The sequence below is a fragment of the Streptomyces doebereineriae genome, assembly GCF_031845645.1.
Taxonomy (GTDB): domain Bacteria; phylum Actinomycetota; class Actinomycetes; order Streptomycetales; family Streptomycetaceae; genus Streptomyces; species Streptomyces canus.
On sequence record NZ_JAVREZ010000008.1, the window covers coordinates 1 to 24,940 of the forward strand.

The following is a 24,940-nucleotide window of genomic DNA, read 5'->3' on the forward strand; positions in this document are numbered from 1 at the left end:
CACCCCGACACCGGCTCCCACCCCGGCCCCGACGCGGAAGCCACCGCCCAGGCCGGCCCCGGGCCCCACCGCCGCCCCGGTGACCTACCCGGCCTACCACCACGCGAAGGCGCCCGAACGGCCCACGCACAGCACGACCTCGCCCGTGATCTACGTCCTGCTCATCACCGCGCCCGCGGTGGTCGCCGTGGCCGCCCTGCGGCCCCGCTAGTGCCGATCCTGGAGGCATCCCTTGCCGGAATGGCTTGTTCTCATCCTCGCGATGCTGGCCGCATGCGCCGTGGTGGTCGCCATCACGCTCATCCGCCACAAGGCGGCACCCGTGGACGAGGATCCCAGCGAGACCCCGGACGTCATCGAGTACATGACGATGTGGATCGGGGTGGTGTACGCCATTGTCCTGGGTCTGGCCATCGCGGGCGTCTGGGAGGCCCGCAGCTCCGCACAGGACCACGTCCAGGCGGAGGCCCAGGCGCTGCACGAGATCTCGGAGCGGGTCCAGGTCTATCCGGCCGACGCCCGTGACCGCATTCGGGACGATGTCAACGCCTATGTCGGACACGTCGTCACGACCGAGTGGAAGGAGATGGCCGACCACCGCCGCATGACCGGGCGCGGCACCGAACTCCTCGACCGGCTCCGCACGGACGTCACCTCCTACCAGCCGAAGAGCGACTTCGAGGCCCAGGCCTACCAGCCGCTCGTCGACCAGGTGGCGGCCGTGGACCAGGCCCGCAACGCCCGCGCGGACTCGGTCGAGCCCACCATGCCGGGGGTGGTCTGGTTCGGTCTGCTGGGCGGCGGCGTCGTCACCATCGGCATGGTCTTCGCGCTGCAGATCCGGCGTACGCCACGCGAGCTGATCCTGGCCGGCCTGTTCTCCGCGCTGATCGCCTTCCTGCTCTTCCTGATCTGGGACTTCGACGCCCCCTACAGCCGGGGCATCACGGCGTCGGCGGAGCCGTTCTTCGCCCTCTTCCCGGACATCAAGCACTGACGGCGTCCCACCGCGGGCACATCCGGGGGACGTCCGGCGTCCGACACACCGCCGGCGTCCCCCGAGCGGCCCACACGCGTGCCCCATTCGGAGCGACAGCGATCGCGCAGACGTACACCTGTTCCTAGCGTTTCGGTCATCGAGGTGCATTTCCGACGAAGGCGGAAAAGGTCCGCAGCTGCTCCTCGGGGACCGGAGGAACCACCATGCGCGCGATACGCGTCGCCTCGGCCGCACTGCTGGGCGTGACCGCCCTGACCTTCACCGCACCGGCCGCCGTGGCGAAGGAAACCGACATCACGCCCTTCGGTTTCAGCGTCCTGCCCTCGACCATCGCCGCGGGCGGACAGGTGGCACTCCTGCTGGAACGGAACCACGGCGGCTGCAGGGGCTCGGCGACCGTGACGTCGGCGGTCCTCGACACCGTCATCATCCCGCCGCACAAGAGTTATGCGACGGCCGTCGTCGACTGGGACGCCAGACCCGGTGCGGTGTACCGGGTGACGTTCACCTGCGACGGCGTGAGCGGGTCCACGAGTGTGACCATCGCCGGCGGCCGCCCGGACGGTCCCACACCGGTGCCGCTCCACCCCGACCGGGGTGTGCACGCCGGTGAGGGCGGCACCAGCATCGCCGGGTTCGACCTCAAGGAGCTCGGCATGGGCGCCGCGCTGATCACGGGGTCGATCGGGGCGGCGTACTACTTCTCCCGTCGTCGCCCGGGCGAGGACGACGCGTGACGGCTCTGCCCGGCGCGCAGACCTCCGCCCCGGTGGTTCCTCTCGGAATCCGGGGCGAAGGCCTGTGCCACGTGCGGTCGGAAGTCTCCGAAGGGGGTGGAGATCAGATGTGCTTCTCGGTCCGCCGGCGCATCCAGAACACCCCGCCGCCGATGACGGCCAGGGCCACGAGACCGCCACCGATGGCCACGTCGGTCGGGGTGGCCCCGGCGGAGCTGCTGCCACCGAGGCCGCCGCGGACTCCGCCGATGACGGTGAAGGCCGTGGGGTTGATCACGGTGCCGTTGCCGCAGACGACGCTGATGCTGTGCGATCCCGTGGCCGCGTTCCGGTTGACCGTGGCGCGTCCCGTCGCCAGGTTGTTGGCGCCGGTCCTCAGCCTGATCGTCCGGAACGCGTCCGAGCTCGCGGTGGCGTTGCCGGTGCAGTTGTTGACGGTGATGGTCAGTTGTCCGCCACGGGCGATGACGTTGGGCAGGGCGACGACATTGCTGGGGCTCAGGTTCATGCCGTCCCGCGCGACGGCCGCCGGGGCGGCGAGTCCGAGCACGGCGACCGCGGCTCCGGCGGCCGCCAGGGCACGATGAGTACGCATGTGAATCCTCCGCAGGAGACGCCCCGGGAACGGTCCCCGGTGTATCGGCGAGAAAACGCCTCCCAGATAGACCCTCAGATGCCGTGTGCAAGCCCGCATTTCGGCACTGGTCCGTACTGGTGAAAGGACACGCCGAACGAAAAGCGCACAATCGGATATCTCCGCAGGTCACGGACCGTCAGAAAATTCCTGCTCACGGCAACTCGGATGGCGCACCACCCGCGTCCGGGTGCCACCCGTTCGCCGCCGCCCCGTCGCCGGTTTCGCGCGCGGGACTTAGCGTTCTCGTATGCGCGAATGACGTGGCGACGGCCGCGTCGAGAGGGGAAGTCAATGTCTGCGTCCGAGCTGGCCGGGCTGGCCGAAGAGGAGGAGCAGCGGAAGAAGCGCGCTCCCTGGGGCGTGATAGCGCTTGTTCTGCTGACCGGTCTCGCCCTCATTCGGAACGGTTCGGGGGAGTTCGACGTCGGCCCCCCGCAGCCCGCGTCGGCGGCCGCGGCGGACAGCCGGGTGCACGGCTCCGCCTTCGGCAACGCCCCCGCTCCCCTGCCGTACGCCGCGCCCGACCGGGTCTCCATCCCGGCGATCCGGGTCGACGCGCCGATGCTGCCGGTCGGCCTGGACTCGGACGGCTGGGTCGGCGCGCCGCCGCCGGAGGACCCGAATCTGGCCGGCTGGTTCACCGGCGCGGTCTCCCCCGGCGAGAAGGGCACCGCGGTCGTCGTCGGCCATGTCGACAACAAGCAGGGTCCCGCCGTGTTCTACGCACTCGGGGCCCTGAAGAAGGGAAATCGCGTCGAGATCAGGCGCAAGGACGGAAAGACGGCCGTCTTCGAGATCTACGGCATCGAGGTCTTCGAGAAGAACAATTTCCCCGGAGACCGTGTCTACGGCTCCAAGGGGACCCCCGAATTGCGGGTCATCACCTGCGGGGGCGGATTTTCCAAGAACAACGGCTACGACGGAAACGTCGTCGCCTTCGCCCGCCTGGTCGAGGTTCGCTGAGCGTTCCCCGACCCGGCGGGCGCGTTCCGGCTATACGTACTGCCGTCGCGGGACGGTGATGTGATAGCCGGAATCGATGAGCTGCGGCAGATAGTCGCGCAGCGCCCGGACACTCTGGGAGCGGTCGCCCCCGGCGTCGTGCGAGAGCACCACGACGCCGGGGGCGGCGCCGTGCTCCACCGTGCCGACGATGCGGCGGGTGCCCGGGGTGGTCCAGTCGAGGGTGTCGACGGTCCAGGCAAGGGGTTCCATGCCGAGCTCGGCGCCGAGCTGGAAAGCGGCGCGGTTCCAGGCGCCGTAGGGAGCACGGAACCATTCGGGCCGCTCGCCGTAGGCGTCCTCGATCACATCGCAGGTGCGTTCCATCTCGGAGCGGATGCGGGAGCGGGTGAGCCGGGTGAGCAGGGGGTGGGACCAGGTGTGGTTGCCGACGACATGTCCCTCGTCGGACATCCGGGCCAGCAGATCCTGGTTGTCGACCGCCATCTCCCCGCACACGAAGAACATCGCCCGTACGTCGTACTCGGCCAGTGTGTCCAGGATGTGCGGGGTGTAGCGGGGGTCGGGTCCGTCGTCGAAGGTCAGCACCATGGTCCTGCCGCGTCCGGAAACCTTCAGCAACGGCTCGTGGCGCACCAGCGTCTTGCGGCGGGTGGCGTGCGGCGGGCCGTATCCGGTCAAGGGCTGGAGGCGGTAGGCCGAGGACTTGAGCGCGCGGTGGGCCGGTGCGCCCGCGGCGGGGAGCGCCGGCCCGACCGGCTTCTCGCCGGTGACCGCCGCGAGCACTCCGGCCGTGCCGGCCGCCCCGACCGCGGCGGCGCCGGCCAGCAGGGCCCGACGCCGGGTGAGCACCGCCGCGGCCGTCGACGACAGCCGTGTGAGCAACTGATCCTTCGTCATGACTCATCAGTCGCCCGGCGGAGCTCCGACGCACCTCAGCAACACCGGTGTGGCGGCACGAATACACCCGCCCGGCCCAGTGCAGACGTGCCCGAGCGGCATGACGAGGCGTCAGGCCGATGTCGTGCGAGGGCAATCGGCTTCGGCCCCGGCCTCGTCCCCTCCGTCGAGGCCGGGAGCCGAGGGCGGCGGCGGGCTTCGGTGCCGGCCCGCTCGCGGGCCCCCCTCCGGGTGCCCTTTTTCCGCGAAACTTGCGCACCGATGTCGACGGGCCCCGTATGCCGCCCGGACCTGCGGCTTCCGATAGCCTCACAGCCGTGACGGAACAGCATGCGCACCAGTTCGAGCGGGGCACGGACGGGCCCAAGGTCATCGTCGTCGGCGTGGACGGCTCCGACTCCTCGCTCCGCGCCGCGGCATACGCCGGCGGTCTGGCCCGGCGGCAGCACGCGCTGCTCGCCGTCGTGTACGTCCAGCCGGTGATCGCCTCGGGCGCCGCGCTCGGCGCGCCGGTGGCCGAGACGACCGACGAGATCGCCGAGGACCTGGTCGCCCAGATCCGGCACGCGACCGAGCAGAACAAGGGGATATTCGATGTGCGCTGGGAGTTCCACACCTTCCGCGGCGACCCCTACAGCGGGCTGACGAAGGCGGCGGACGAGCTGAAGGCCGACGCGGTCGTCGTCGGAGCCTCGGAGCAGGCCGGCCACCGGATTGTCGGTTCCGTCGCGGTGCGGCTGGTCAAGGCGGGGCGGTGGCCGGTGACCGTGGTGCCGTAAGGCCGTTCGAGGTCAGGCGAGCGCCTCCTCGCGCAGCCGGTCCAGTACCTTCAGCCGGCCCTCCGCCTCGATACGGGCCGTGGTCACGCGCTCGGGATAGCAGCGCATGAACATCCGGGTGAAGTGGGTGCCGTAGTGGATGTACTCGGCGGAGTCCGGAGCGTCGAGCGGGCGGGCCACCGCGTCGAAGGCCGGTTCGTGGAAATAGGCGAGGGTGTGGCGCTCGCGGGCGGCGAGGCGGACCTTGTGCGGGGTCGACAGAAGGGCACCGCCGGTCATGAACTGCATGATGTCGCCGGGGAAGACGGTGAACACGGCCGCGACCGGGGTGACGTAGGTCCAGGGCTCCTCGTGTTCGTAGCGGCCGGCCATGGACTCGCCGGGCAGCCAGTTGCGGCCGCGTGCCTCTCCCGGGACGGGCGGCCGGACGTGGAGGCCGCCGACGTCGTCCTGGGCGGCGATGACGAGCAGGCCGTAGTCGGTGTGGGCGCCGATGCCGCGTTCCGAGGCGGCGTCGGCGGGCGGGAAGCGCAGGACGCGCATGTGGTGCCAGCCGTCCGTGGTGAGCCGGGTGAGGCGGTCGGGGTCGTCGAGGCCGAGCCCCAGTGCCGTCAGCCGGAGCAGGCGCCCGCCGATCCCGCCGACGACCCTCATGTAGTCCTTCATGGCGCGGGCGTAGTTGGGTGAGGGCCAGGGCACGGGTCCGTGGCAGGGCCACCGGTCGATGACGCGGGGGTCGTCCGCCGGGATGTCGGGGCACACCGTGAAGATCTCCGAGCCGTCCCTCTCCCCGGCCGTCTCCTCCTCGCCGGAGGCCACGTAACCGCTGTAGCTCAGGTCCGAGACATGGAGGGCCTTCTCGTTCAGCGGTCTGCGGCAGAACGCCCTGGACGCGGCCAACGCCCTTTCCATCGCCTCCTGTTGGGTGCGGGTGGCGCGGATCTGGAAGATGCCGTCGGACTGCCAGGCGGCGACCAGTGCCCGGCCGAGTGCGCGGTCGCTGTGCGTGCCGCGCACGGCGGCGGGCAACCGGAAGGTCTGAAGGGGGCTGTGTGGCTCACTGGTCATTTCGGATACTCCGAGACCGCTGCGCTGTGGTTGCGCGGCAAACTACTCCGGCCCCCTCCTCCTGAACAGCCGTTCAGTCCACGTGCCCCCAGCACGTATCGCCGCCATGATCAGCCGTCAGCCGTTTGCCGTACGCGAAGAGGTGAGGCGCACGGCCCGGCTCCGTATGGGCGAGGGGATTCTCCGCCGCAAACCGTTCGAGTGCATCGAGGAGACGGAGGCCGACGCGGGCCCGGACCTGGAGCGGTCGCCCGGACTGTGGCAGCCGACCGCAATCGGCGTAGGCGGCATCATCGGCGCGGGCACCGCGGGCCTGGGGGGTGTCCCCCAGGAGGCGCAGCACGCTGCGGTCGGCGCCGGCGGGGCGTCAGAGCGAGCGCAGGAAGTCCAGCACGATGGCGTTGAACTCCTCGGGCTTCTCCAGGTTCGGGAAGTGCGAGGTGCCCTCCACCAGCACCGAGCGGCCGTTCCGAGCGGTGTCGGCGAAGCGTTCCGCGTCGGCGAGCAGGTCCGGTGAGTCGAGCGTGCCGTTGACGGTGAGGACCGGGACGTCGATCTTCGGGACTCGGGCCCAGGTGTCGGTCATGGGGACGTGCCAGTTCCGTTCGCCCGGCGTGTGCTTGGAGATGGTGTGCAGGGCCATCTCGCGCAGGTGGTCCAGGATGCGCGGGTCGGTCTCGTCGGCCTCGCGGAAGGGGCCCGCGACGGACTTGAGGAACACCTTCAGCCAGCCGTCGATGTCGCCCGAGTGCAGGGTCCGCTGGGACTCGGCCACGATCTGCCGGGTCGTCTCGTGGGTGTACTGGAAGTCGCTGACCGAGGCCCCGCTCATCACGATCCCCCGGACCAGTTCCGGATACTCGATCGCCGTGTCCCCGGCGACGGCCCCGCCCATCGAGACGCCGACCAGGACCGCGGGGCCCGCGTCGAGGTGGCGCAGCAGGTCGGCGAGGTCGTCGGCCCAACGGAAGGCCTTGGTGGCGTTGGCGGTCCAGCCGTGGCCGCGGATGTCGACGGCGATGACGCGGTGGCCGGCGGCGAGGACCGGCACCTGGGCCTCGAAGAGGCGGTGGTCGATGTAGCCGGCGTGCAGCAGGACCACGGGGTCCCCGGTTCCGGTGTCGAGGTAGGCGATGTCCCCGTCGGTGGACGCGAAGAAGCTCAGCTCCGAAGCAACTGTCATGACAACCAAGGTGTCATCCTCCCGCGACTTTGACAACCCGGTTGTCATGATGAACCGGTGCATGATGAGCGGGTGAACGACATCGACGAACCACTGCCCCCCGACGATCTCGGCCACCGGGTCAGCGAGGTGTTCGACCTCGTCGGCGCGCTCTACCGACGCGGCCTGCGCAAACTGGAGCAGGACGAGGCGGCCGGGGGGGTGTCCGTGGGTGTGCGTTCCGTCCTCGTACTGCTGCACAGGTACGGGCCCATGACGGTTCCCCAGATGGGTCGGCTCATGGCGCTGACCCGGCAGTTCGTGCAGCGCATGGCCAATGACGCGATGGACCGGGGCTGGGCGGAGGCCACGCCCAACCCCGCCCACCAGCGGTCCTCGCTGATCCGGATCACTGACGAGGGCGTGGCCGTCATCACCGCGATCCTCGCCCGCGAGCACGCCCTGAACCAGCAGGTCGGCGACGGCGAGCTGACCGATGCCGAACTCCGGGCGTGCGTACGTGTGTTGAAGGAGATGCTGCGGACCTTCGACCACGTGGACGTGGAGTGAGCTACTGCCCCATCGCCAGCCCGTCCTTGGCCGCGCCCCGGCTCAGCACCACCTCCCGGATCCGGTCGCGTACGCCCTCGAGATCGGCGCCCCGCGCGATCGCCTGGTTGAGGTTCACCGCCCGGCCGGCGTCCACGTCGAACATCTGCGGCACGAACTCCGCCTTCGTGACCCGCCAGCGCTCACCCGGCCGGGCGGGCGGGGCGAACGTGAAGCGGCCGAGGGTGGACTGGTTGCCGCGCGGGTCCTGGGCGCCCTCGTGGTTGAACATCTCGCCGGCGATCTGGTCGCCCATGCCGTAGACGACCCAGGTGCCGTTGACCTTCTCGTACGCCTGCGGGACGTGGGCGTGGGTGCCGAGGATCAGGTCGACGTCGGGCCGCCCCCCGGTGCGGGCGGCGGTGAGATCGCGCGCGAGGGCCATCTGCTGCTCATCGGGCGCGTCCTGCCACTCGGTGCCCCAGTGCAGCGATACGACGACCACGTCGGCGCCCGCCTTCCGGGCGGCCCGGGCGTCCGCCAGGATCTTGTTCTCGTCCATCAGGTCGACCGCCCAGGGCTGTCCCTGGGGCAGCGGGAAGCCGTTGGTGTCATAGGTGTAGGCGAGATGGGCGACCTTCGCCGACCCGGCACGCAGGAGGGTGACCGTGCGCGCCTCGGCCTCCGTGCGGGCCGACCCGGCGTGCCGTACGCCCGCGCGGTCCAGGGCATCGAGGGTGCGGCGGATGCCGCCGGAGCCGTCGTCGAGGCTGTGGTTGGAGGCGGTGGAGCAGCCGTCGTAGCCGGTGACGGCAAGGCCCTGGGCCACCTCGGGCGGTGACTTGAAGGTCGGGTAGCCGGTGTAGTCGCCGTTCGCGCCGTAGACGGTCTCCATGTGACACAGCGCCAGATCGGCACGGGAGACGACGGATCGGATTCCGGCCAGCATCGGACGGAAGTCGTAGCTGCCCCCGCCCCCGTCGAAGCGCGCCCGGTCGATGATCGAACTGTGCGGCAGGACGTCACCGGAGGCGACGAGTGTGAAGCCGCGCGGTGCGGCGGCGACCGGGGCCGGGCGCCCCGGTGTCTCGTGGTCGTGCGCCTGGCAGGCGGCGCCCCCGGCGAGAAGTGCCGTGAGGGCCAGGGCAACCTGCCGTCTGCGTGCAATCATCAGCTCACCCCACTGTGGTCATATTTGCTGACGAATAGGTATGAGCTTGTCCGTGTCCGCAAACGGTCTGGGCGCCTTCTTGACCCGTCCGGGGTGGACGGGGCGTGGAAGGGGACGCGGAACGGACCGTTCACCGAACCGTTCGTCGACGCGATCGACCGTCCGCCGCAGATCCTTGTGCGTGCCCTGTCCCCCGGCCCCGCGCTGAGGTGCCATACGGCCATGACGGCCGGAACCACCCTCACGAACGGGACGACCGCCGAGCACGAGCTCGCCGCACTGCAGCGGGAGCACGGCCGGCCCCTCTTCGCGCTCCTGCTCCGGCTCAGTGACGGCGACCGGCAACGCGCCGAGGACCTGGTGCAGGAGACCCTCGTGCGCGCCTGGCAGCATCCCGAGGCGCTGCGCGCCGATGCCTTCGAGTCCGTACGGCCCTGGCTGCTGACCGTGGGACGCCGGCTCGCGATCGACGCACGGCGGGCCCGGCAGGCACGCCCCGCCGAGGTCGGCGACGCGGTTCTGGAGAACGCCCGGGTGTGCGCCGATCACGCCGAACGGGCGGCCGCCGCCCTCGACGTACGCGAGGCTGTGAAGACACTCACTCCGGAGCACCGTGAAGTCCTGGTGCTGGTGTATTTCCAGGGGACGAGTGTGGCGGAGGCCGCCGAAATCCTCGGAATTCCGCCCGGTACGGTGAAGTCCCGCGCGTACTACGCGCTGCGGGCCCTGCGCCGGGTGCTTCCGGGATACGCGGCCGACCTGCGGTGAAACCAATGGGAAAGTCAAACCTCCGTAAAGCGCCTTGCTGAGGACCCCGGTTGAGTAATCGGCTGTCCTCATCCGTGTTCCGGACTGGGGTCCCGGCGACGGGCGACGCGCACGCACCGGAGGAAGGCAGGAAGGGATGCTGCACAGAGGTCAAGAGAGCACGGACGGCACCGGCGGGGGCGAACTCTTCGTCCCCATGGCCTGGTTGTACGCCGAGTACATCGCCGACGAGCTGCTGCGTTCCGGCGATCTGATGCCGCCGACGTCCTTCGAGTTCCGGGCCGGGCGGGACGCGCTGGCGCTGACCGTCTTTCTCGCCGACACCGAGGGAGAGCTTTCCGGCATCCAGGTCGTCTCCCAGTTGGAGAACTGGCTGTCACTGACGGCGTACGACCAGCCGTGGCAGGACTGGGTGTGCGAGCGGATGGCCGCGCTGACCGCCGAGGCGGTGGCCACCGGCGAGCCCTCGCCGGACCTCGAACTCGCGGCGGCGGCCTGGCGCTGGCTGGAGGAGACGGAGCTGCTCGCGCCCGATCTGAACGCCGTGCCGGGCGGCGGGGCGGGCGTCGGTGAGGACGAGGGTCCGAAGGTGTGGACACCGGCCTGGCAGCTCGGTCTGCCCCTCGGCCACCTCGCCATCCACCTGTTCTAGATTCCTTTCGATTCGGACCAATCCGCGGGTCCGACCGCTCCGAATCCCTTGGTCACGATTCTGTGTATGCCTTGAGTGATTCCGCGGGCTGGTGCGTACCGGTGGGAGCAACCAGTAACCCCACCCACACTCAACGGCACGAGGTTTCCGCATGAGGTCCTTGGAGAGGCATCGCGACGTCGGCGCGTACGCGCTCGGCGTGCTGGATGAGGCGGAGGCCTTCCGCTTCGAGGACCACCTCATGGAGTGCCCCAAGTGTGCGGCACACGTGACCGAGTTCGGTCCTGTGACCCGCCAGATGATGCTCTACCGCCGGGCGACTCCGCGCGTCGTGCACCCGATGGCCCAGCCCGGCCCCCAGCTCCTCAACCGCCTCCTCGGCGAGGTCGCGACGCGTCACCGGGCGCGCCGCAGGCGGCTGTTGTACGCCGTCGCCGCCTCGGTGGTCCTGGCGGTGGGCGGTTCCACCCTCGCGCTGACGGCGGGCGGCGACCCGGGCGGGACCACCAGTGTCGAGGCAACCGACGTCCGGTCCGGCGTGTGGGCCCAGGTCACCACCGAGGACGAGGACTGGGGCACCCAGGTGGAGCTGAAGGTCAAGGACGAGTCCGGCCCCCGCGCCTGTCACCTCGTCGCGGTCAGCCGCGACGGCAAGGAAGAGACCGTCACCGGCTGGAACGCCACCGGGCACGCCACCGACGACAACACCATGATGGGCAGTTCCACCTTCCACGCCGACCAGATCGACCGCTACGAGGTCAGGACGTCGGGCGGGGAGCATCTGGTGACGCTGGATCCCGGCTGAGCACGTCGGATCACTTGAGCAGTCGCGACAACCTCCGGTCCGCCAATGGTTTGCCGCCCGTCTGGCAGGTGGGGCAGTACTGGAGGGAGGAGTCGCTGAAGGAGACCTCCCGGATGGTGTCGCCGCAGACCGGGCAGGGCTGACCGGTGCGGCCGTGGACGCGGAGGCCGGACTTCTTCTCCGACTTAAGGCGGCCCGCCGCCACCCCTCTTGAGCGTTCCACCGCTTCGGTGAGGGTCGTGCGCAGGGCCCGGTAGAGGGCCTCCGTCTCCTCGGGGGTCAGGGAGGCGGCCAGTTTGAAGGGGGACATTCTCGCCGCGTGCAGGATCTCGTCGCTGTAGGCGTTGCCCACGCCGGCGATGAGCGTCTGGTCGCGCAGGGCGCCCTTCAGCTGCCGGCGTTCGCCGTTCAGCAGGGCCGCGAAGCTCGCCCCGTCGAAGTCCTCTGCCAGCGGGTCCGGGCCCAGGCGGGCGATGCCGGGGACCTCGTGCGGGTCGGCAACCACGTACACCGCCAGGCGCTTCTGGGTGCCCGCCTCCGTGAGGTCGAAGCCCGCGCCGGTCTCCAGGGCCACGCGCAGCGCGAGGGGTCCCTTGCCGGGTCGGGGCGGGCCGTCGGGGAGGCGGTCCTTCCAGTGCAGCCAGCCCGCGCGGGCCAGGTGGGTGACGAAGTGCGGGCCGCCGTCCGTCTCCAGGTCGAGGAACTTGCCGTGGCGGTGCACGGCGATCACCTCGCGGCCCTCGACGGCGGTGAGCGGCGGGTCGTAGGTCTTCAGGACGCTGATGGCCACCGGCAGTGCGCGCACGATCTCGTGGCCGACCAGGTTCTCGGTCAGGAAGTCCTTGAGCGCTTCCACCTCGGGGAGTTCCGGCATACGTCCAGAGTGCCACCGGGGGCCGCTGTGGTCAGGTCCGCTCCCGTACGACGAACTCGCACCACACGCACTTCCCGCCGCCCCGCGCCTCCACGCCCCAGACATCGCTCAGCAGGTCGACCAGGAGCAGACCCCGGCCCGAGACCCCCGACTCGCCCGCCTCCCGGCGGCGCGGCAGGGCGCTGGAGGAGTCCTCGACCTCGACGCGCATCCGCCGGTCGGAACGGGTCAGGACCCGCAGGGTGACGATCGCGGCCCCCTCCGTGTGCATCAGGGCGTTGGTGATCAGCTCGTCGGCAACCAGTTCGATCTCGTCGGAGCGCTCCCGCGCGCCCCAGGCGCCGACCGCGGCCCGGATCATGTGCCGGGCCTGGGTGAGGGCCTCGGGGTCCCCGGGCGCCACGTGCTGCTGGAGGCGGCCGCCGGGCTGCTGGGCGTCCAGGCCGCGGCGGAGCAGCAGGAGCAGCGCCACGTCGTCGTCGCCGGCGCGTTCCTCGGCCACGTCGATGAGCCGGTCGGCCAGCTCCCACACGTCGGTGGGGCCGTCCGTGATGAGGGTCGTGAGGGTCTGCATGCCGTCGTCGAGGTCGGTGCCGGGCTCTTCGACCAGTCCGTCGGTGCACAGCAGCAGGGTGTCCCCGGGGTCGAGTTCGAGGGTGGCCACGGGATAGTCGAGCTGCCCGAACTCGGCGGACAGCCCGAGCGGCAGCCCCCCGTCCACGGTCACCCGGCGGCAGCTGCCCCCGGCCTGCCGGACCAGCGGGTCGATGTGGCCCGCCCGGACCACCTGGACGACTCCGGTGGACAGGTCGGCCTCGGCGTACAGGCAGGTCGCGAAGCGGTCGGTGTCGAGCTCGTGGAGGAACACGGAGGCGCGGGCCATGACGGTGGCCGGCGTGTGTCCCTCGGCCGCGTAGGCCCTGAGGACGATCCGCAGCTGGCCCATGACGGCGGCGGCGTGCGTGTCATGGCCCTGGACGTCTCCGATGACCGCGCCGACGCGGCCGCCGGGCAGCGGGATCAGGTCGTACCAGTCGCCGCCGATGTCCCGGCCCAGCGAGCCTTCGGCGCTGGCGGCCCGGTAGCGGACGGCTACGTCGGCGCCGGGGACGCTCGGGATGGTGCGCGGCAGCATCGCCTGCTGGAGCCCGGTGGCGAGGTCCTTCTCCTGTTCGTACAGCATGGCCCGCTGGAGGCTCTGGGCGATGCTGCTGCCGAGGGCGATCAGGACGTTGCGGTCCTCGGGGGTGAAGCCGTACCGGTCGCTGTACAGCAGACCCATCGCACCGATCGGACGGGCCTCGGCGATCAGCGGGAGGTAGGCGGCGGAGGTGATGTTCAGGTCGGTGATGTGCGGCCACAGGATCGGGTAGCGATCGGCGAATTCCTGCGGCGACTCGATGAAGCGCGGGGTGAGCGTGCGCACGGCCTCGCTCATCGGGTACGGCTCGTCGATCCGGGTGATGTCGGTGCCGGGCACGAAGCTGCCCGCGGGGCCCTCGGCGATCAGCCGGATCCGGCCGGCCTCGACCAGGCCCATGACCAGGCTGGTGGCGCCGAGGTGGGTGAGGCCGTGGGTGTCCTTGAGGACGTCGATGACGTCCTGGACGGTCCGGGCGTGGGCGAGGGCGGCCGTGGTGAGCTGGACGACGTTGGTCTGCCGGCGCCTGGCCTCGTCCTGTGCGGCCTGCTCCCGGCGGGCCTCCAGCTCGCCCATCTCCTGGGTGGCGTCGCGGACGATGCCGATGATCCGCCGCGGGCGGCCCGTCTCGTCGCGGCGGATGTAGCCCTGGGTGTGGGTCCAGCGCAGGCTGCCGTCGCGGCAACGCAGGCGGAAGTAGGTGCCGTAGTTCTCGCTGCCGTCCTTGATCGCCTGGGCGACGAGGGCGTCCAGGCGGTGGGCCTCGACCGTCGGCACCCGGCCGGCGAGGCTCACGGGGTTGTCGTCGAATTCGTCGGGGCGCAGGTCGAAGACCTCGTGGGCCTGGGCGTCCATGTGGAACAGACCGCTGTCCAGGTCCCAGTCGAAGCTGCCCATACGGTTGAGCGCCAGGATCGGATCCGGGTGGGCGGGCCAGTCGTCCGGGAGTGACAGGGCGCTCGCTCCCCGATCAACCATGGGGCCACCTTGCCAGGATTTGTCCGATTCTTCGACCCGGAGGCATGGGCGCTCCGAAGCCGTCAGACATCGAAGGCGTCGGCGGGACCGGCGAGGACGGCGCCCGTGCCGGCCGGCTCCGACGGATCGTCGGGGATCAGCCCGCCGCCGTCGGGGAGATCGGGGGCGTCCGGGACGGTCTCGGGGCCGATCCCGGTATCGGGCTCCACGGGGACGGTCGTACGGGTGCCGTCCGGCGGTACAGCGGGGGTGCCGGGCCCGGTCGTGGGCGGCGGGGTGGCCGCGGGGCAGTTCTCGTCGTACGGCTCCTCGGTCGCGAGGACGCCGGGTGTGCCGGTGGGGGTGGCAGTGGGGGTGGCGCAGTCGCTCGCGGCGCTGGGTGAGGCCTGCGGGGGCGCCGTCTCGTCCGGGTGCGGGCCGAGGGGCGTCGTGGGAGCCGGCGTGGGAGCCGGCGGTTCCGGCTGCGGCGGGGGTACGACATGGTCGTGTCGGCAGTCGTAGTCGATCAGACGTTCGATCCAGGTGTTGTCGACGAGGTCGATGATCGTGATGGTGGTGAGGAACCGCTCACTGGGGGCCACCACGACCACCCGAGCGGGCCGGTATCCGGGCCAGGGCTGCCCGCCCACGACCGCGCCGCCCCGCATCGCCACCGGTGGCGTCAAAGGGTTGCCGCAGGCGCAGCGGACGCGCGGGACGCCCCGGTCGTCGACGAGGACGGCGGTGCCCGCCTGGAGGACGGCCTGGAAGCCGCTCGCCCGGCCGGCGCGATAGCCGTGGTCGGTGACCAGGGTGTCGGCCCGCAGCACGACCGGGGCGAGCCCGCGCAGGAAGTCGGGCACCGCGGCCGGAGAGACGCCCACCACTCGGGCGAACGCGCGCTCCCTGGACCGGTCGGCGGCCAGGTCGCCGATCTGCCGCACCACGTCACAGCCGGCCACCCGCTCGGTGCCGCCATAGAGGCCGGGCAACGCGCCGGAGACGGTCCGCGGTGCGGTCGAGGCCCGCTGGGGCGTTCGGGTGACGGGCGGGGGTACGGTCACCGAGGTCACCGAGGAGCGGGTGAAGGGGCTCGGGCCCTGAGCCGCCGCCGGCTGAAGGAAGAGTTCGCCGTTCGCCTCGGCGTTGTTCTCGTCGCCGCTTCCGCCGCATCCGGCTACGAGGAGTGCCGCCGCGAGCGTGCAGGCCGTGACGAGGGTCCGGTTGGGTGTCCGCACCACGTTCTCCCGTCCATACCGGGCAGTTCGCCACTATTGTCTGCTTCGCTCACTTGGGTTACGCAAGCGGAGAGAAGGTACACGGAGAGTCACGCAGGGTTCGGCGGGACAATGGAGGCAGGAGAACACGGCCGTGGACTGGTTCACCGCACCCGACTACTGGCTGAGCCGGCTGGTCTTCCAGCGGGCTCTGGCCGGGCTGTATTTCGTCGCGTTCCTGGCGGCGGGCCTGCAGTTCCGGGCGCTGCTCGGGGAGCGCGGGATGCTGCCGATCCCGCGTTTCGTCGCCCGCGTGCCCTTCCGGAGGGCGCCGAGTCTCTTCCAACTCCACTACTCGGACCGGTTCTTCGCTCTCTGCGCGGGGACGGGCTGCGCGGTGGCGGTCGCGCTGGCGGCGGGCCTCGACTCCCGGCTGCCGCTGTGGGGCGGGATGCTGCTGTGGCTGGTGCCGTGGCTGCTGTATCTGTCGATCGTCAACGTGGGCCAGACCTGGTACGGCTTCGGCTGGGAGTCCCTGCTGCTGGAGGTCGGCTTCCTCGCGGTGTTCCTCGGCAACGACGAAGTGGCCCCGCCGGTCCTGGTGCTGTTCCTCCTGCGCTGGATCCTGTTCCGGGTCGAGTTCGGCGCGGGGCTCATCAAGATGCGCGGCGACGCCTGCTGGCGCAAACTCACCTGTCTCGACCACCACCACGAGACCCAGCCGATGCCGGGGCCGCTGAGCTGGTTCTTCCACCATCTGCCCCGGCCGCTGCACCGGGTGGAGGTGGCCGCGAACCACGTCACGCAACTCGTGGTTCCCTTCCTGCTGTTCACTCCGCAGCCGATCGCCATGGCGGCCGCGTCCCTGATGATCGCGACCCAGCTGTGGCTGGTGCTCTCGGGCAACTTCGCCTGGCTGAACTGGATCACGATCGTGCTGGCGGTGCCGGCGCTGGACCTCGCGGGCAAGGCACCCGACCTGCCCGCCACTCCGCTCTGGTACGAGGTGGTGGTCCTCGCCGTCGCCGCGCTGCTCCTGGGCCTGAGCTACCACCCGGTCCGCAACATGATCTCCCGGAGCCAGATCATGAACCGCTCCTTCGACCCGCTCCATCTGGTCAACACCTACGGCGCGTTCGGCAGCGTCAGCCGGGTCCGCTACGAGGTGGTGGTCGAGGGTACGGCGGACGACGTACCGCGCCGGGACTCCGAGTGGAAGGAGTACGAGTTCAAGGGCAAGCCGGGCGATCCACGGCGCTGGCCGCGCCAGTTCGCGCCCTACCATCTGCGCCTGGACTGGATGATGTGGTTCGCCGCGCTGTCCCCGGCGTACGCCCAGGCGTGGTTCGGCACCATGGTCGAACGGCTCCTGGAGAACGACCCCGCCACGCTGAGGCTGTTGCGCCGCTCACCGTTCCCCCCGGACGAACCGCCCCGCCATGTCCGCGCCCGCCTCTTCCGGTACCGGTACACGACGTGGCGGGAGCTGCGGGAGACGGGGGCGTGCTGGGAGCGGACGTATGTGCGGGAGTTCCTGCCGCCCACACGGCTGGCGGAGGTCGTGAGTCCCTAGAAGGGGTCGCCGAGTCCGTAGACGCGCGTGGCCGTGGCGCCGAAGATCCGGGGGTGGGCGGACACGGGCGTCAGCCGGCGTGCGGTGTCGAGCACTTCGCCGTAGGTCGCTCCCAGGGTGCACACCGGCCAGTCCGAGCCGAACATGAGACGGTCCGGGCCGAAGGCGTCCAGGACCGTGTCGGCGTACGGGCGCAGGTCGTCGATCGTCCAGGAGTCGAGGTCCGCCTCGGTGACCATGCCGGAGAGTTTGCAGACGGTGTTGGGCAGGGCGGCGAGGGCACGGACGTCGGCCGCCCAGGGTTCCAGGGCGCCGGAGGCGATGGGCGGCTTGCCCAAGTGGTCGAGGACGAAGGTGAGTTGTGGCAGCGACTCGGCCGCCTTGGCGCAGGCGGGCAGCTGGTGGGGCAGGACGACCAGGTCGTACACCAGACCCGCTGCGGCCACCGCGGTCAGGCCTCGGCGTACGTCCGGCCGCAGCAGCCACTCGGGATCCGGCTCGCCCTGGACCTGGTGGCGGATGCCCTTGAGGCAGGTCCCGCCGGGGAGTTCGCGCAGACGTGCCAACTCGTCGGCGGCGTCGGGACGGGTCAGGTCGGTCCAGCCGACGACCCCCGCGATCACGTCGTGCCCGGCCGCGAGGGCCAGGAACTCCGGGGTCTCCTCGGGCACGGTGATCGTCTGGACGAGGACCGTGCGTTCGACGCCTGCAGCGCGAGCCTCGGGGGCGAGGTCCTCGATGGTGAAGTTCCGTCGCAGGGGGCTGTCCGAGGCGATCCAGTCCTGGTCCCGCACCGACAGGTCCCACACGTGGTGGTGCGCGTCCACCACCGTCACGGCAGCTCCCACACGACGGGCAGGCCGGCGTCGGCGCCCTCGTCGGAGTAGTCGTGTGCCACGTCGAGGAGTTCGGCCATGCGGGCCTGCCAGGTGACGTTCACCGGGAGCTTCTCCAGCTCGGCGAGGAGGCGGCCGTAGTCCTCGCACTCCAGGACGTGGAAGAGGTCGGTGCCGCTGCGCCAGATCGTCCAGGAGCGGGCCCCGGCGGCGCGGATCGCGTCGGTGAGTTCGACGGGGACCTCGCGGTGCGCGGCCTCGTACTCGTCGATGCGGTCCGAGCGGACCTTGGTGTGCAGGGCGACTCTCATGACGGCTCCTCGGGGGTCAGGAGACCGGTGTCGCGCAGCTCCCGCCAGAAGGCAGGGGGCACCGGGGTCGCGAACTGGTCGGCGGCATCCTGGACTTCGGCCGCCGAGCGGGCACCCACCAGGACGCTCGCGACGGCCGGGTGGGCGACGCAGAAGGCGAGGGCGGCGGCACGCAGGCTGATGCCGTGCCGCTCGGCGGCCTCCCGCATACGCAGGGCCCGGTCCAGCACGTCCCCGGAGGCCTGCGCGTAGTTGTACGTCGCTCCCGGTCTCGGATCGGCCAGCAGCCCGGAGTTGAAGGCGCCGCCGATCACCACGGAGACGCCCCGTGCCACGGCGGCGGGGAGCAGCTCGGTGAGCGCGCTCTGGTCGAGCAGGGTGTAGCGGCCGGCGCACAGGACCACGTCGACGTCGGTCTCGCGGACGAAGCGGGTCAGCATCTCGGCCTGGTTCATGCCGGCGCCGATCGCCCCGACGACACCCTCGGAGCGGAGCTTCTCCAGGGCCGGGTAGCCCTCACGGAAGGCCTCTTCGGCGTGGTCGTCGGGGTCGTGGAGGTAGACGACGTCCACGTGGTCGAGGCCGAGCCGTTCGAGGCTCGACTCAAGGGTGCGTCGTACGCCGTCGGCGCTGAAGTCCCACACGCGGCGGTGGGTGGCGGGGACCGCGAAGCCGTCGGCGAGGTCGTCCCCGCCGTCCGCGGACGGCTCCAGGCGGCGGCCCACCTTCGTGGAGAGTGTGTACTCCGCGCGCGGATGCTCGCGCAGCGCCTCCCCCAGCCGGCGTTCCGACAGTCCGAGACCGTAGTGCGGGGCGGTGTCGAAGTAGCGGATGCCGCGCTGCCAGGCAGTGGTGACCGCCTCGTGCGCCTGTTCGTCGCCGACCTCGGTGAACAGGTTGCCGATGACGGCGCCGCCGAAGCCCAGTGCGCTGACCCGCACGCCGCTCGTGCCGAGGGTGTTCACTGGCCCACCGGCCGCAGGCGCAGGCCCTGCATGCCGCCGTCGACGGCGAGAGAGGTGCCGGTGGTGGCGCCGGAGAGCGGGCTCGCCAAGTAGGCGATGGCGCCCGCGACCTCGTCCGCCGAGACGAGCCGGCCGGTGGGCTGGCGGGCCTCCAGGGCGGCACGTTCGGCGGCCGGGTCGGGGGACTTGGCGAGGAGCCGCCCGATCCACGGGGTGTCCGCCGTGCCGGGGTTGACGCAGTTCACGCGGATGCCCTCGCGGACGTGGTCGGCGGCCATGGCGAGGGTCAGGGAGTACACGGCACCCTTGGTCGCGCTGTACAGCGCCCGCTGCGGGAGGCCAGCGGTGGCCGCGATGGAGGAGGTGTTCACGATCGCCGCGTGCGCGGACGCGCGCAGGTGGGGCAGAGCGGCGCGGGCGACCCGGACCATGCCGACGACGTTGACGTCGAGGACGCGGTGCCATTCGTCGTCGTCGTTGTCCGCCACGGTGCCCTGGGCGCCGATGCCCGCGTTGTTGACCACGACGTCGAGTCCGCCGAGCTCGGCCACGGCGGCGGCCACGGCCTCGCGGACGGAGGCGTCGTCGGTGACGTCGGCGCGGTAGGCGAGCAGCGGCTTCTCGACCGAGGACGGGTCCAGGTCGAGGACGGCGACCTGGGCGCCGCGTGCGACGAGGAGTTCCGCGGTGGCCCGGCCGATGCCGGAGGCGCCGCCGGTCACCAGGGCCTTGAGGCCCTCGAAGTCACTCATGCCGCCTGCCCCTTCTTCTGCGTGTCATTGGCGAGGTCTTCTGCCCAGAAGGCGCCGCCGGGGAACGTGTACCGCGCGATGGACTCCGGGCGCATGGCCGCCGAGAAGCCCGGCGCGACGGGTGCCGTGTAGTGGCCTTCCCGGATCACCACGGGATCGAGGAAGTGGTCGTGCAGATGGTCGACGTACTCGATGACCCGGTCCTCGGTGGTGCCGGTGACGGCCACGTAGTCGAACATCGACAGGTGCTGGACGAGTTCGCACAGGCCGACCCCGCCCGCGTGCGGGCAGACCGGCACACCGAACTTGGCGGCGAGCAGCAGGATGGCGAGGTTCTCGTTGACGCCGCCGACCCGGGCCGCGTCGATCTGGACGACGTCGAGGGCGCCGGCCTGGAGCAGCTGCTTGAAGACGACCCGGTTCTGGACGTGCTCGCCGGTGGCGACCTTGACCGGGGCGACGGCCTTGCGGATCGCCGCGTGGCCGAGGATGTCGTCGGGGCTGGTGGGCTCCTCGATCCAGTACGGGTCGAACTCGGCGAGGGCCCTGGTCCAGCGGATCGCCTCGTCGACGTCCCAGCGCTGGTTGGCGTCGATCGCCATGCGGATGCCGGGGCCGACGACCTGTCGGGCGACACGGCAGCGCCGTACGTCGTCCTCCAGGTCCGCGCCGACCTTGAGCTTGATCTGCCGGAAGCCGTCGGCGACGGCCTCGGCCGCGAGCCGGGTGAGCTTCTCGTCGTCGTAGCCGAGCCAGCCGGCGGAGGTGGTGTACGCGGGGTAGCCGGTGGCGAGGAGCTCGGTGATCCGTTCCCCGGCTCCCTCCCGCCCCCGCCGCAGGATCTCCAGGGCCTCCTCCGGGGTGAGCGCGTCGGTGAGGTAGCGGAAGTCGATCTGCCCGACCAGCCACTCGGGGTCGCCCTCGGCCAGCAGCCGCCACAGCGGCTTGTCCGCGCGTTTGGCGGCCAGGTCCCACACGGCGTTGACGACCGCGCCGATCGCCATGTGCATCACGCCCTTCTCGGGTCCGAGCCAGCGCAACTGGCTGTCGCCGATCAGGTCGCGGTTCAGCGTCCCCGGGTCCGCGCACAGCTCGTCGACGGACCGCCCGACCACATGCCCGCGCAGCGCCTCGATCGCGGCGACCTGGACCTCGTTGCCCCGCCCGATGGTGAAGGTGAATCCGTGCCCCTCGTGCCCGTCGGCCGCGTCCGTGCGCAGCACGACGTAGGCCGCCGAGTAGTCGGGGTCCGGGTTCATCGCGTCGGAGCCGTCCAGCTCGCGCGAGGTGGGGAAGCGGATGTCGTAGGTGTCTACCGCGGTGACACGGGCGGGGGTCGAGGACACGGAAGGCCTTTCGGTAGGGGACGGGGCGGGCGGGCTCAGTCCTGGGCGCGCCCCGTCGTCACACGGGCGATCATGAGGGCGACCAGGATGATTCCGCCGTAGATGGCCTGGATCCAGAACGACGGCACCTGGGCGAGTGTCAGCAGGTTCTGTACGACACCCAGCAGGAGTACGCCGGTCAGGGCGCCGAACATGGTGCCCTTGCCGCCGTCGAGGCTGATGCCGCCGATCACCGCGGCCGCGAACACCGTGAAGATCATGTTCTGGCCCTGGTTGGCGCTGATCGCGCCGACGTAGCCGGTCTGCATGATGCCGCCGACGGAGGCGAGGACGCCGGCCACGACGAACACACCGAGCATCACCCGTTCGACGCGGATGCCGGCGGCGCGGGCCGCGTCGGCGTTGCCGCCGATGGCGTACAGGGAGCGGCCGATGCGGTGGTACTTCAGGACGAAGCCGGTGACGGCGAAGGCGACCGCGGCGAGCCACACGGACATGGGGACGTTCAGAAAGGTCGTGGTGGCCAGGGAGTAGAAGCTGTCCGGCATGCCGAAGAGGGTCTTGCCCTTGGTGGCGCCGACGAGCAGTCCGCGCAGCACGATCAGCATCGCGAGCGTCACGATGAACGCGTTGAGCTTGAACTTCACGACCAGGATGCCGTTGAAGGCGCCGACCGCCGCGCCGACGACGAGGACCGCGAGCAGGGCGAGGACGGCCGGGAACTCGGTGCCCCAGCCGGACTGGGCCGCGGGCAGGACGAGGAGCGCTCCCACGGCGGGCGCGATGCCGACGACCGACTCCAGGGAGAGGTCGAACTTGCCGGTGATCAGGACGAGGGACTCGGCGAGCACCACCATGGCGAGAGCGGCCGAGGCGCCGAGGATGGAGATCAGGTTGCGCTCGGTGAGGAACGAGTCGTTGACGAACGCGCCGAGGACCATGAGCAGCAACAGGGCGGGGACAAGGGCGAGTTCGCGGGCGCGGCGCAGCAGGACCGTCCGGGCCGCCCGCGCCTCGGGCACCCGCACGTGCTTCACCGGCGGAGCCTGGGTGTCAGCCATGGTGGTCCACTCCTTCGATGGAGGCGATCAGCTCGTGGTCGCGCCAGCCGGCCGGGTGCTCGGCGACCACGCGGCCGTGGAAGAGGACGAGGACGCGGTCGCAGCGGCGCAGGTCGTCGAGTTCGTCGGAGACGACGAGGACCGCGGTGCCGTCCTCGCGGGCGGTGTCCACGCGGGAGAGCAGGGACTCCTTGGACTTCACGTCGACGCCCGCGGTGGGGTTGATGAGGACGAGCAGGCGGGGGTCGGAGGCGAGGGCGCGGGCCATCACGACCTTCTGCGCGTTGCCGCCGGAGAGGTCGGAGACGGGCTGGTCGGGGCCCTCGGTGTGGATGTCGAGCCGGTTGATCAGTTCGGTGGCGAAGCCGCGCTTGCGGTCGGTGCCGACGAAGCCGTAGCGGCCGAGCCGGTCCAGGACACTGAGAGTGGCGTTGTCACCGATGGTCATGCCGAAGACCAGGCCCTGCGCGTGCCGGTCACGCGGGACGAAGCCGACTCCCGCCTTGAGGCTGGCCTGTACGTCGCCGAACGGCAGCGGCCTGCCGTCGAGCCGGGCCGTTCCGCTGGTCGGGGTGTGCAGTCCCGTGAACGACTCGGCCAGCTCGATCTTGCCGCTGCCGCTGATGCCGGCGAGTCCGACGACCTCACCGCGGCGCACGGTGAGGTCGACGTTCTCGTAGGCGTCGGAGGTGAGGTCGCGGACGTCGAGGAGGACCGGGGCGGTGTCCTCGACGTGCCTGAGCTGTACGGCCTGTTCGGCGATGGTCTCGCCGGCCATGGCCTCGATCAGGGCGGCCCGGGGCATGTCGGCGACCGGGGCCGTGGTGATCCAGCGGGCGTCCCTGAGGACCGTCACCGTCTGGCACACCTCGTACACCTCCTGGAGGTGGTGCGAGATGAACAGGAAGGTGACGCCGGAGTCCTGGAGTGCGCGCATCCGGCCGAAGAGCCGCTCGATCTCCCGCTTGTCGAGCTGTGCGGTCGGCTCGTCGAGGACGATGAAGCGGGCGCCGAAGCTCAACGCCCTTGCGATCTCCACCATTTGGCGGTCCTCGACCTTGAGGTCGGCGGTGCGCGCCTCCGGGTCGACGCGCACGTCCCAGGTGTCGAGGAGCTCGGTGGCCCGGGTCCTCAGCCCACGCCAGCTGATGAACCCGCGGTGCAGGGGCTGCCGGTTGATGAAGAGGTTCTCGGCGACCGTCAACTCGGGTACGACGGTGGGCTTCTGGTAGACGCAGGCGACCTTGCTCCGCCAGGCGTCCCGGTCGGCGAGGGGTGGCGCGGGCTCGCCGTCGAAGCGGACGGTGCCTTCGTCGGGGGCCTGGAGGCCGGTGAGGATCGTGACGAGGGTGGACTTGCCCGCGCCGTTGCGGCCGACGAGGGCATGGGACTCGCCGGGCAGGACGGTGAGGCGGCCGTCCGCGAGGGCGGTCGTGGGGCCGTACCGTTTGACGACCCCCTGGGCTTCAACGAGTGGGGTGCTCATTTGACCGTGTTGCCCCACAGCTTGGGGTCGTCGACGTTGTCCTTCGTGACCAGGGGCGCGGGCAGCTGGTCCTCCAGGATGCCGCTGGGCAGCTTGACGATCGTGGAGTCGTGGTCGGTCGGGCCGGGCTTGAAGGTCTTCCCCTGCATCGCCGCCTTGATGTAGTACATGCCGTACTTGGCGTACAGGTCGGCGGGCTGGGAGACGGTGGCGTCGATCTCGCCCTTGCGGATCGCGTCGAACTCCTGCGGGATGCCGTCGTTGGAGACGATGGTGATGTGGCCCGCCTGCCCGGCCTTCTTCAGCATCCCCTTGGATTTGAGGGTCTGCAGGGTCGGCGCGAGGTAGACGCCGCCGGCCTGCATGTAGATGCCCTTGATGTCGGGGTTGGCGTTCAGGAGGGTGCCCAGCTGCGAGGCGGCCGCGTCGGACTCCCACTTGGCGGGGATCTCCAGCACCTTCAGCTTGGGGAAGTTCTTCTTCACGCAGGCCCGGAAGGCCTCGGAGCGGTCACGGCCGTTGACGGAGGCGAGGTCGCCCATGATCTGCACGACCTTGCCGGAGGGGATCTGCTCTCCGAGGTACTGGCAGGCCTTCTCGCCGTACGAGACGTTGTTCGCCCGTACGACCATGGCGACCTTGCCCTTGTCGGGGGCCACGTCCACCGCGACGACCGGGACGCCCTTGCGTTCGGCCTGGTCGAGGCCTGCCTCGATGGCGGCGCTGTCGAGCGGGGCGACGACCAGGCCCTTCACACCCTGGTTGAGCTCGTTGTTGATGTCGGTGATCTGCTGGGAGGGGTCGCTGTTGGAGTTGACCGTCTTCAGCGTGTCCACCCCCTCGGACTTGGCCATCTTGGGCACGTAGTCGTTGTACGACTGCCAGAACGGCGAGGTCAGCAGCGGCAGGATCACGCCTACCTTGCCGGTCCCGTCGCCTCCCTCGGCGCCGGCGCTGCCGGTGTCCTTGGTGCTGCCGCACGCGGCGAGCACGAGCGAGGCGCTCGCGGCCGCGGCCACCGCGCCGATCATGCGAAACCTGTTCCGCTTCCCCACTGTTCTGCCGGGCATCTGGTGGCTCCTCGTTGAGCGTGTCGAGCGTGATCGAGCATGAGGGTGTTCGAGCAGATGACCGCATACTTATCAGACCACTCGCCCCTGGCAATACCCTCCGGCGGCAGATTTTCCCGTCTTTCGGCCATAGTGGTCCGACCACCTTGCCGGTTAGACT

Annotated in this window: 25 protein-coding genes and 2 pseudogenes; 11 read left to right on the forward strand and 16 right to left on the reverse strand. The window is 70.8% G+C overall.

The features are described 5' to 3' along the window. The 3 genes and pseudogenes from RNB18_RS23220 to RNB18_RS23230 form a co-directional block, all read left to right on the forward strand. A pseudogene (locus tag RNB18_RS23220) lies at positions 1 to 211 on the forward strand (hypothetical protein); the annotation flags it as partial. Positions 212 to 232: 21 nt separating this feature from the next. Beyond that, positions 233 to 997: a bestrophin-like domain gene (locus RNB18_RS23225; protein ID WP_311716034.1), complete on the forward strand. Its 765-nt coding sequence runs from the start codon at positions 233 to 235 to the stop codon at positions 995 to 997. A gap of 206 nt (positions 998 to 1,203) precedes the next feature. Further along, a complete protein-coding gene (locus RNB18_RS23230) occupies positions 1,204 to 1,737 on the forward strand; it encodes a hypothetical protein (protein WP_311716035.1) in 534 nt (177 codons plus the stop codon). Positions 1,738 to 1,840: 103 nt separating this feature from the next. Here the strand turns inward: RNB18_RS23230 and RNB18_RS23235 are convergent, their stop codons facing one another. Beyond that, positions 1,841 to 2,332, reverse strand: a complete 492-nt coding sequence (locus tag RNB18_RS23235; protein ID WP_311716036.1) for a hypothetical protein — start codon at positions 2,330 to 2,332, stop codon at positions 1,841 to 1,843. 333 nt (positions 2,333 to 2,665) lie between these two features. Here RNB18_RS23235 and RNB18_RS23240 point away from each other — a divergent pair, with 333 nt between their 5' ends. Further along, positions 2,666 to 3,337: a class F sortase gene (locus RNB18_RS23240; RefSeq protein WP_311716037.1), complete on the forward strand. Its 672-nt coding sequence runs from the start codon at positions 2,666 to 2,668 to the stop codon at positions 3,335 to 3,337. Between the two features lie 30 nt (positions 3,338 to 3,367). Here RNB18_RS23240 and RNB18_RS23245 read toward each other — a convergent pair whose 3' ends face one another. Then, positions 3,368 to 4,237, reverse strand: a complete 870-nt coding sequence (locus tag RNB18_RS23245) for a polysaccharide deacetylase family protein (protein WP_311716038.1) — start codon at positions 4,235 to 4,237, stop codon at positions 3,368 to 3,370. 317 nt (positions 4,238 to 4,554) lie between these two features. Between RNB18_RS23245 and RNB18_RS23250 the strand changes: the two genes are divergently transcribed. Next, positions 4,555 to 5,016: a universal stress protein gene (locus RNB18_RS23250; RefSeq protein ID WP_057617986.1), complete on the forward strand. Its 462-nt coding sequence runs from the start codon at positions 4,555 to 4,557 to the stop codon at positions 5,014 to 5,016. A gap of 12 nt (positions 5,017 to 5,028) precedes the next feature. Here RNB18_RS23250 and RNB18_RS23255 read toward each other — a convergent pair whose 3' ends face one another. Further along, positions 5,029 to 6,084, reverse strand: coding sequence for a 2-oxoglutarate and iron-dependent oxygenase domain-containing protein (locus RNB18_RS23255; RefSeq protein ID WP_311716039.1), 1,056 nt, complete (start codon positions 6,082 to 6,084; stop codon positions 5,029 to 5,031). Positions 6,085 to 6,190: 106 nt separating this feature from the next. Here RNB18_RS23255 and RNB18_RS23260 point away from each other — a divergent pair. After that, positions 6,191 to 6,406 (forward strand): annotated as a pseudogene (locus RNB18_RS23260) (amino acid permease); the annotation flags it as partial. A 45-nt stretch (positions 6,407 to 6,451) separates the two neighbouring features. Here RNB18_RS23260 and RNB18_RS23265 read toward each other — a convergent pair. Beyond that, positions 6,452 to 7,267, reverse strand: a complete 816-nt coding sequence (locus RNB18_RS23265) for an alpha/beta fold hydrolase (RefSeq protein WP_311716040.1) — start codon at positions 7,265 to 7,267, stop codon at positions 6,452 to 6,454. Between the two features lie 72 nt (positions 7,268 to 7,339). Between RNB18_RS23265 and RNB18_RS23270 the strand changes: the two genes are divergently transcribed. Continuing rightward, positions 7,340 to 7,816 (forward strand): MarR family winged helix-turn-helix transcriptional regulator, encoded by a 477-nt coding sequence (locus tag RNB18_RS23270; protein ID WP_311716041.1) that lies wholly within the window; start codon positions 7,340 to 7,342, stop codon positions 7,814 to 7,816. A 1-nt stretch (position 7,817) separates the two neighbouring features. Here RNB18_RS23270 and RNB18_RS23275 read toward each other — a convergent pair whose 3' ends face one another. Next, positions 7,818 to 8,966, reverse strand: a complete 1,149-nt coding sequence (locus tag RNB18_RS23275; RefSeq protein WP_311716042.1) for a CapA family protein — start codon at positions 8,964 to 8,966, stop codon at positions 7,818 to 7,820. 222 nt (positions 8,967 to 9,188) lie between these two features. Between RNB18_RS23275 and RNB18_RS23280 the strand changes: the two genes are divergently transcribed. The 3 genes from RNB18_RS23280 to RNB18_RS23290 all read left to right on the forward strand — a co-directional run bounded on the left by RNB18_RS23280 (position 9,189) and on the right by RNB18_RS23290 (position 11,191). Further along, positions 9,189 to 9,734 (forward strand): sigma-70 family RNA polymerase sigma factor, encoded by a 546-nt coding sequence (locus RNB18_RS23280; RefSeq protein ID WP_057617982.1) that lies wholly within the window; start codon positions 9,189 to 9,191, stop codon positions 9,732 to 9,734. 136 nt (positions 9,735 to 9,870) lie between these two features. Further along, on the forward strand, positions 9,871 to 10,386 hold the full coding sequence (locus RNB18_RS23285) for a hypothetical protein (RefSeq protein WP_057617981.1): 516 nt from the start codon (positions 9,871 to 9,873) through the stop codon (positions 10,384 to 10,386). A 151-nt stretch (positions 10,387 to 10,537) separates the two neighbouring features. Continuing rightward, positions 10,538 to 11,191: a zf-HC2 domain-containing protein gene (locus tag RNB18_RS23290; protein WP_311716043.1), complete on the forward strand. Its 654-nt coding sequence runs from the start codon at positions 10,538 to 10,540 to the stop codon at positions 11,189 to 11,191. Positions 11,192 to 11,201: 10 nt separating this feature from the next. Here the strand turns inward: RNB18_RS23290 and RNB18_RS23295 are convergent, their stop codons facing one another. The 3 genes from RNB18_RS23295 to RNB18_RS23305 form a co-directional block, all read right to left on the reverse strand. Continuing rightward, positions 11,202 to 12,065 (reverse strand): Fpg/Nei family DNA glycosylase, encoded by an 864-nt coding sequence (locus tag RNB18_RS23295; RefSeq protein ID WP_311716044.1) that lies wholly within the window; start codon positions 12,063 to 12,065, stop codon positions 11,202 to 11,204. A gap of 31 nt (positions 12,066 to 12,096) precedes the next feature. After that, positions 12,097 to 14,184, reverse strand: a complete 2,088-nt coding sequence (locus tag RNB18_RS23300; protein ID WP_311716045.1) for a SpoIIE family protein phosphatase — start codon at positions 14,182 to 14,184, stop codon at positions 12,097 to 12,099. A gap of 62 nt (positions 14,185 to 14,246) precedes the next feature. Beyond that, on the reverse strand, positions 14,247 to 15,401 hold the full coding sequence (locus RNB18_RS23305; protein ID WP_311716046.1) for a DUF6777 domain-containing protein: 1,155 nt from the start codon (positions 15,399 to 15,401) through the stop codon (positions 14,247 to 14,249). A 133-nt stretch (positions 15,402 to 15,534) separates the two neighbouring features. Between RNB18_RS23305 and RNB18_RS23310 the strand changes: the two genes are divergently transcribed. After that, on the forward strand, positions 15,535 to 16,953 hold the full coding sequence (locus RNB18_RS23310; RefSeq protein ID WP_311716047.1) for a lipase maturation factor family protein: 1,419 nt from the start codon (positions 15,535 to 15,537) through the stop codon (positions 16,951 to 16,953). On the opposite strand, the gene RNB18_RS23315 is transcribed toward RNB18_RS23310, so the two are convergent. Genes RNB18_RS23315 through RNB18_RS23350 form a run of 8 tightly spaced genes read right to left on the reverse strand, consistent with a single transcriptional unit; the run spans position 16,950 to position 24,780 of the window. Beyond that, a complete protein-coding gene (locus RNB18_RS23315; RefSeq protein ID WP_311716048.1) occupies positions 16,950 to 17,789 on the reverse strand; it encodes an amidohydrolase family protein in 840 nt (279 codons plus the stop codon). The genes RNB18_RS23310 and RNB18_RS23315 overlap by 4 nt on opposite strands. Then, complete coding sequence (locus RNB18_RS23320; protein WP_311716049.1) at positions 17,786 to 18,100, reverse strand: L-rhamnose mutarotase; 315 nt, start codon at positions 18,098 to 18,100, stop codon at positions 17,786 to 17,788. Before RNB18_RS23320 ends, RNB18_RS23315 begins: the two co-directional genes overlap by 4 nt. Next, positions 18,097 to 19,065, reverse strand: coding sequence for an aldo/keto reductase (locus RNB18_RS23325; RefSeq protein ID WP_311716050.1), 969 nt, complete (start codon positions 19,063 to 19,065; stop codon positions 18,097 to 18,099). The genes RNB18_RS23320 and RNB18_RS23325 overlap by 4 nt, the downstream gene beginning before the upstream one ends. After that, the gene (locus RNB18_RS23330) at positions 19,062 to 19,817 is read right to left on the reverse strand and encodes an SDR family NAD(P)-dependent oxidoreductase (RefSeq protein ID WP_311716051.1); all 756 of its coding nucleotides are present in this window, start codon (positions 19,815 to 19,817) and stop codon (positions 19,062 to 19,064) included. Before RNB18_RS23330 ends, RNB18_RS23325 begins: the two co-directional genes overlap by 4 nt. Next, on the reverse strand, positions 19,814 to 21,163 hold the full coding sequence (locus tag RNB18_RS23335) for an L-fuconate dehydratase (protein ID WP_311716052.1): 1,350 nt from the start codon (positions 21,161 to 21,163) through the stop codon (positions 19,814 to 19,816). Before RNB18_RS23335 ends, RNB18_RS23330 begins: the two co-directional genes overlap by 4 nt. 35 nt (positions 21,164 to 21,198) lie before the next feature. Further along, positions 21,199 to 22,224, reverse strand: a complete 1,026-nt coding sequence (locus RNB18_RS23340) for an ABC transporter permease (protein ID WP_057617970.1) — start codon at positions 22,222 to 22,224, stop codon at positions 21,199 to 21,201. Next, a complete protein-coding gene (locus RNB18_RS23345) occupies positions 22,217 to 23,710 on the reverse strand; it encodes a sugar ABC transporter ATP-binding protein (RefSeq protein WP_311716053.1) in 1,494 nt (497 codons plus the stop codon). Before RNB18_RS23345 ends, RNB18_RS23340 begins: the two co-directional genes overlap by 8 nt. Beyond that, the gene (locus tag RNB18_RS23350; protein WP_311716054.1) at positions 23,707 to 24,780 is read right to left on the reverse strand and encodes a sugar ABC transporter substrate-binding protein; all 1,074 of its coding nucleotides are present in this window, start codon (positions 24,778 to 24,780) and stop codon (positions 23,707 to 23,709) included. Before RNB18_RS23350 ends, RNB18_RS23345 begins: the two co-directional genes overlap by 4 nt. Positions 24,781 to 24,940: the final 160 nt, after the last annotated feature.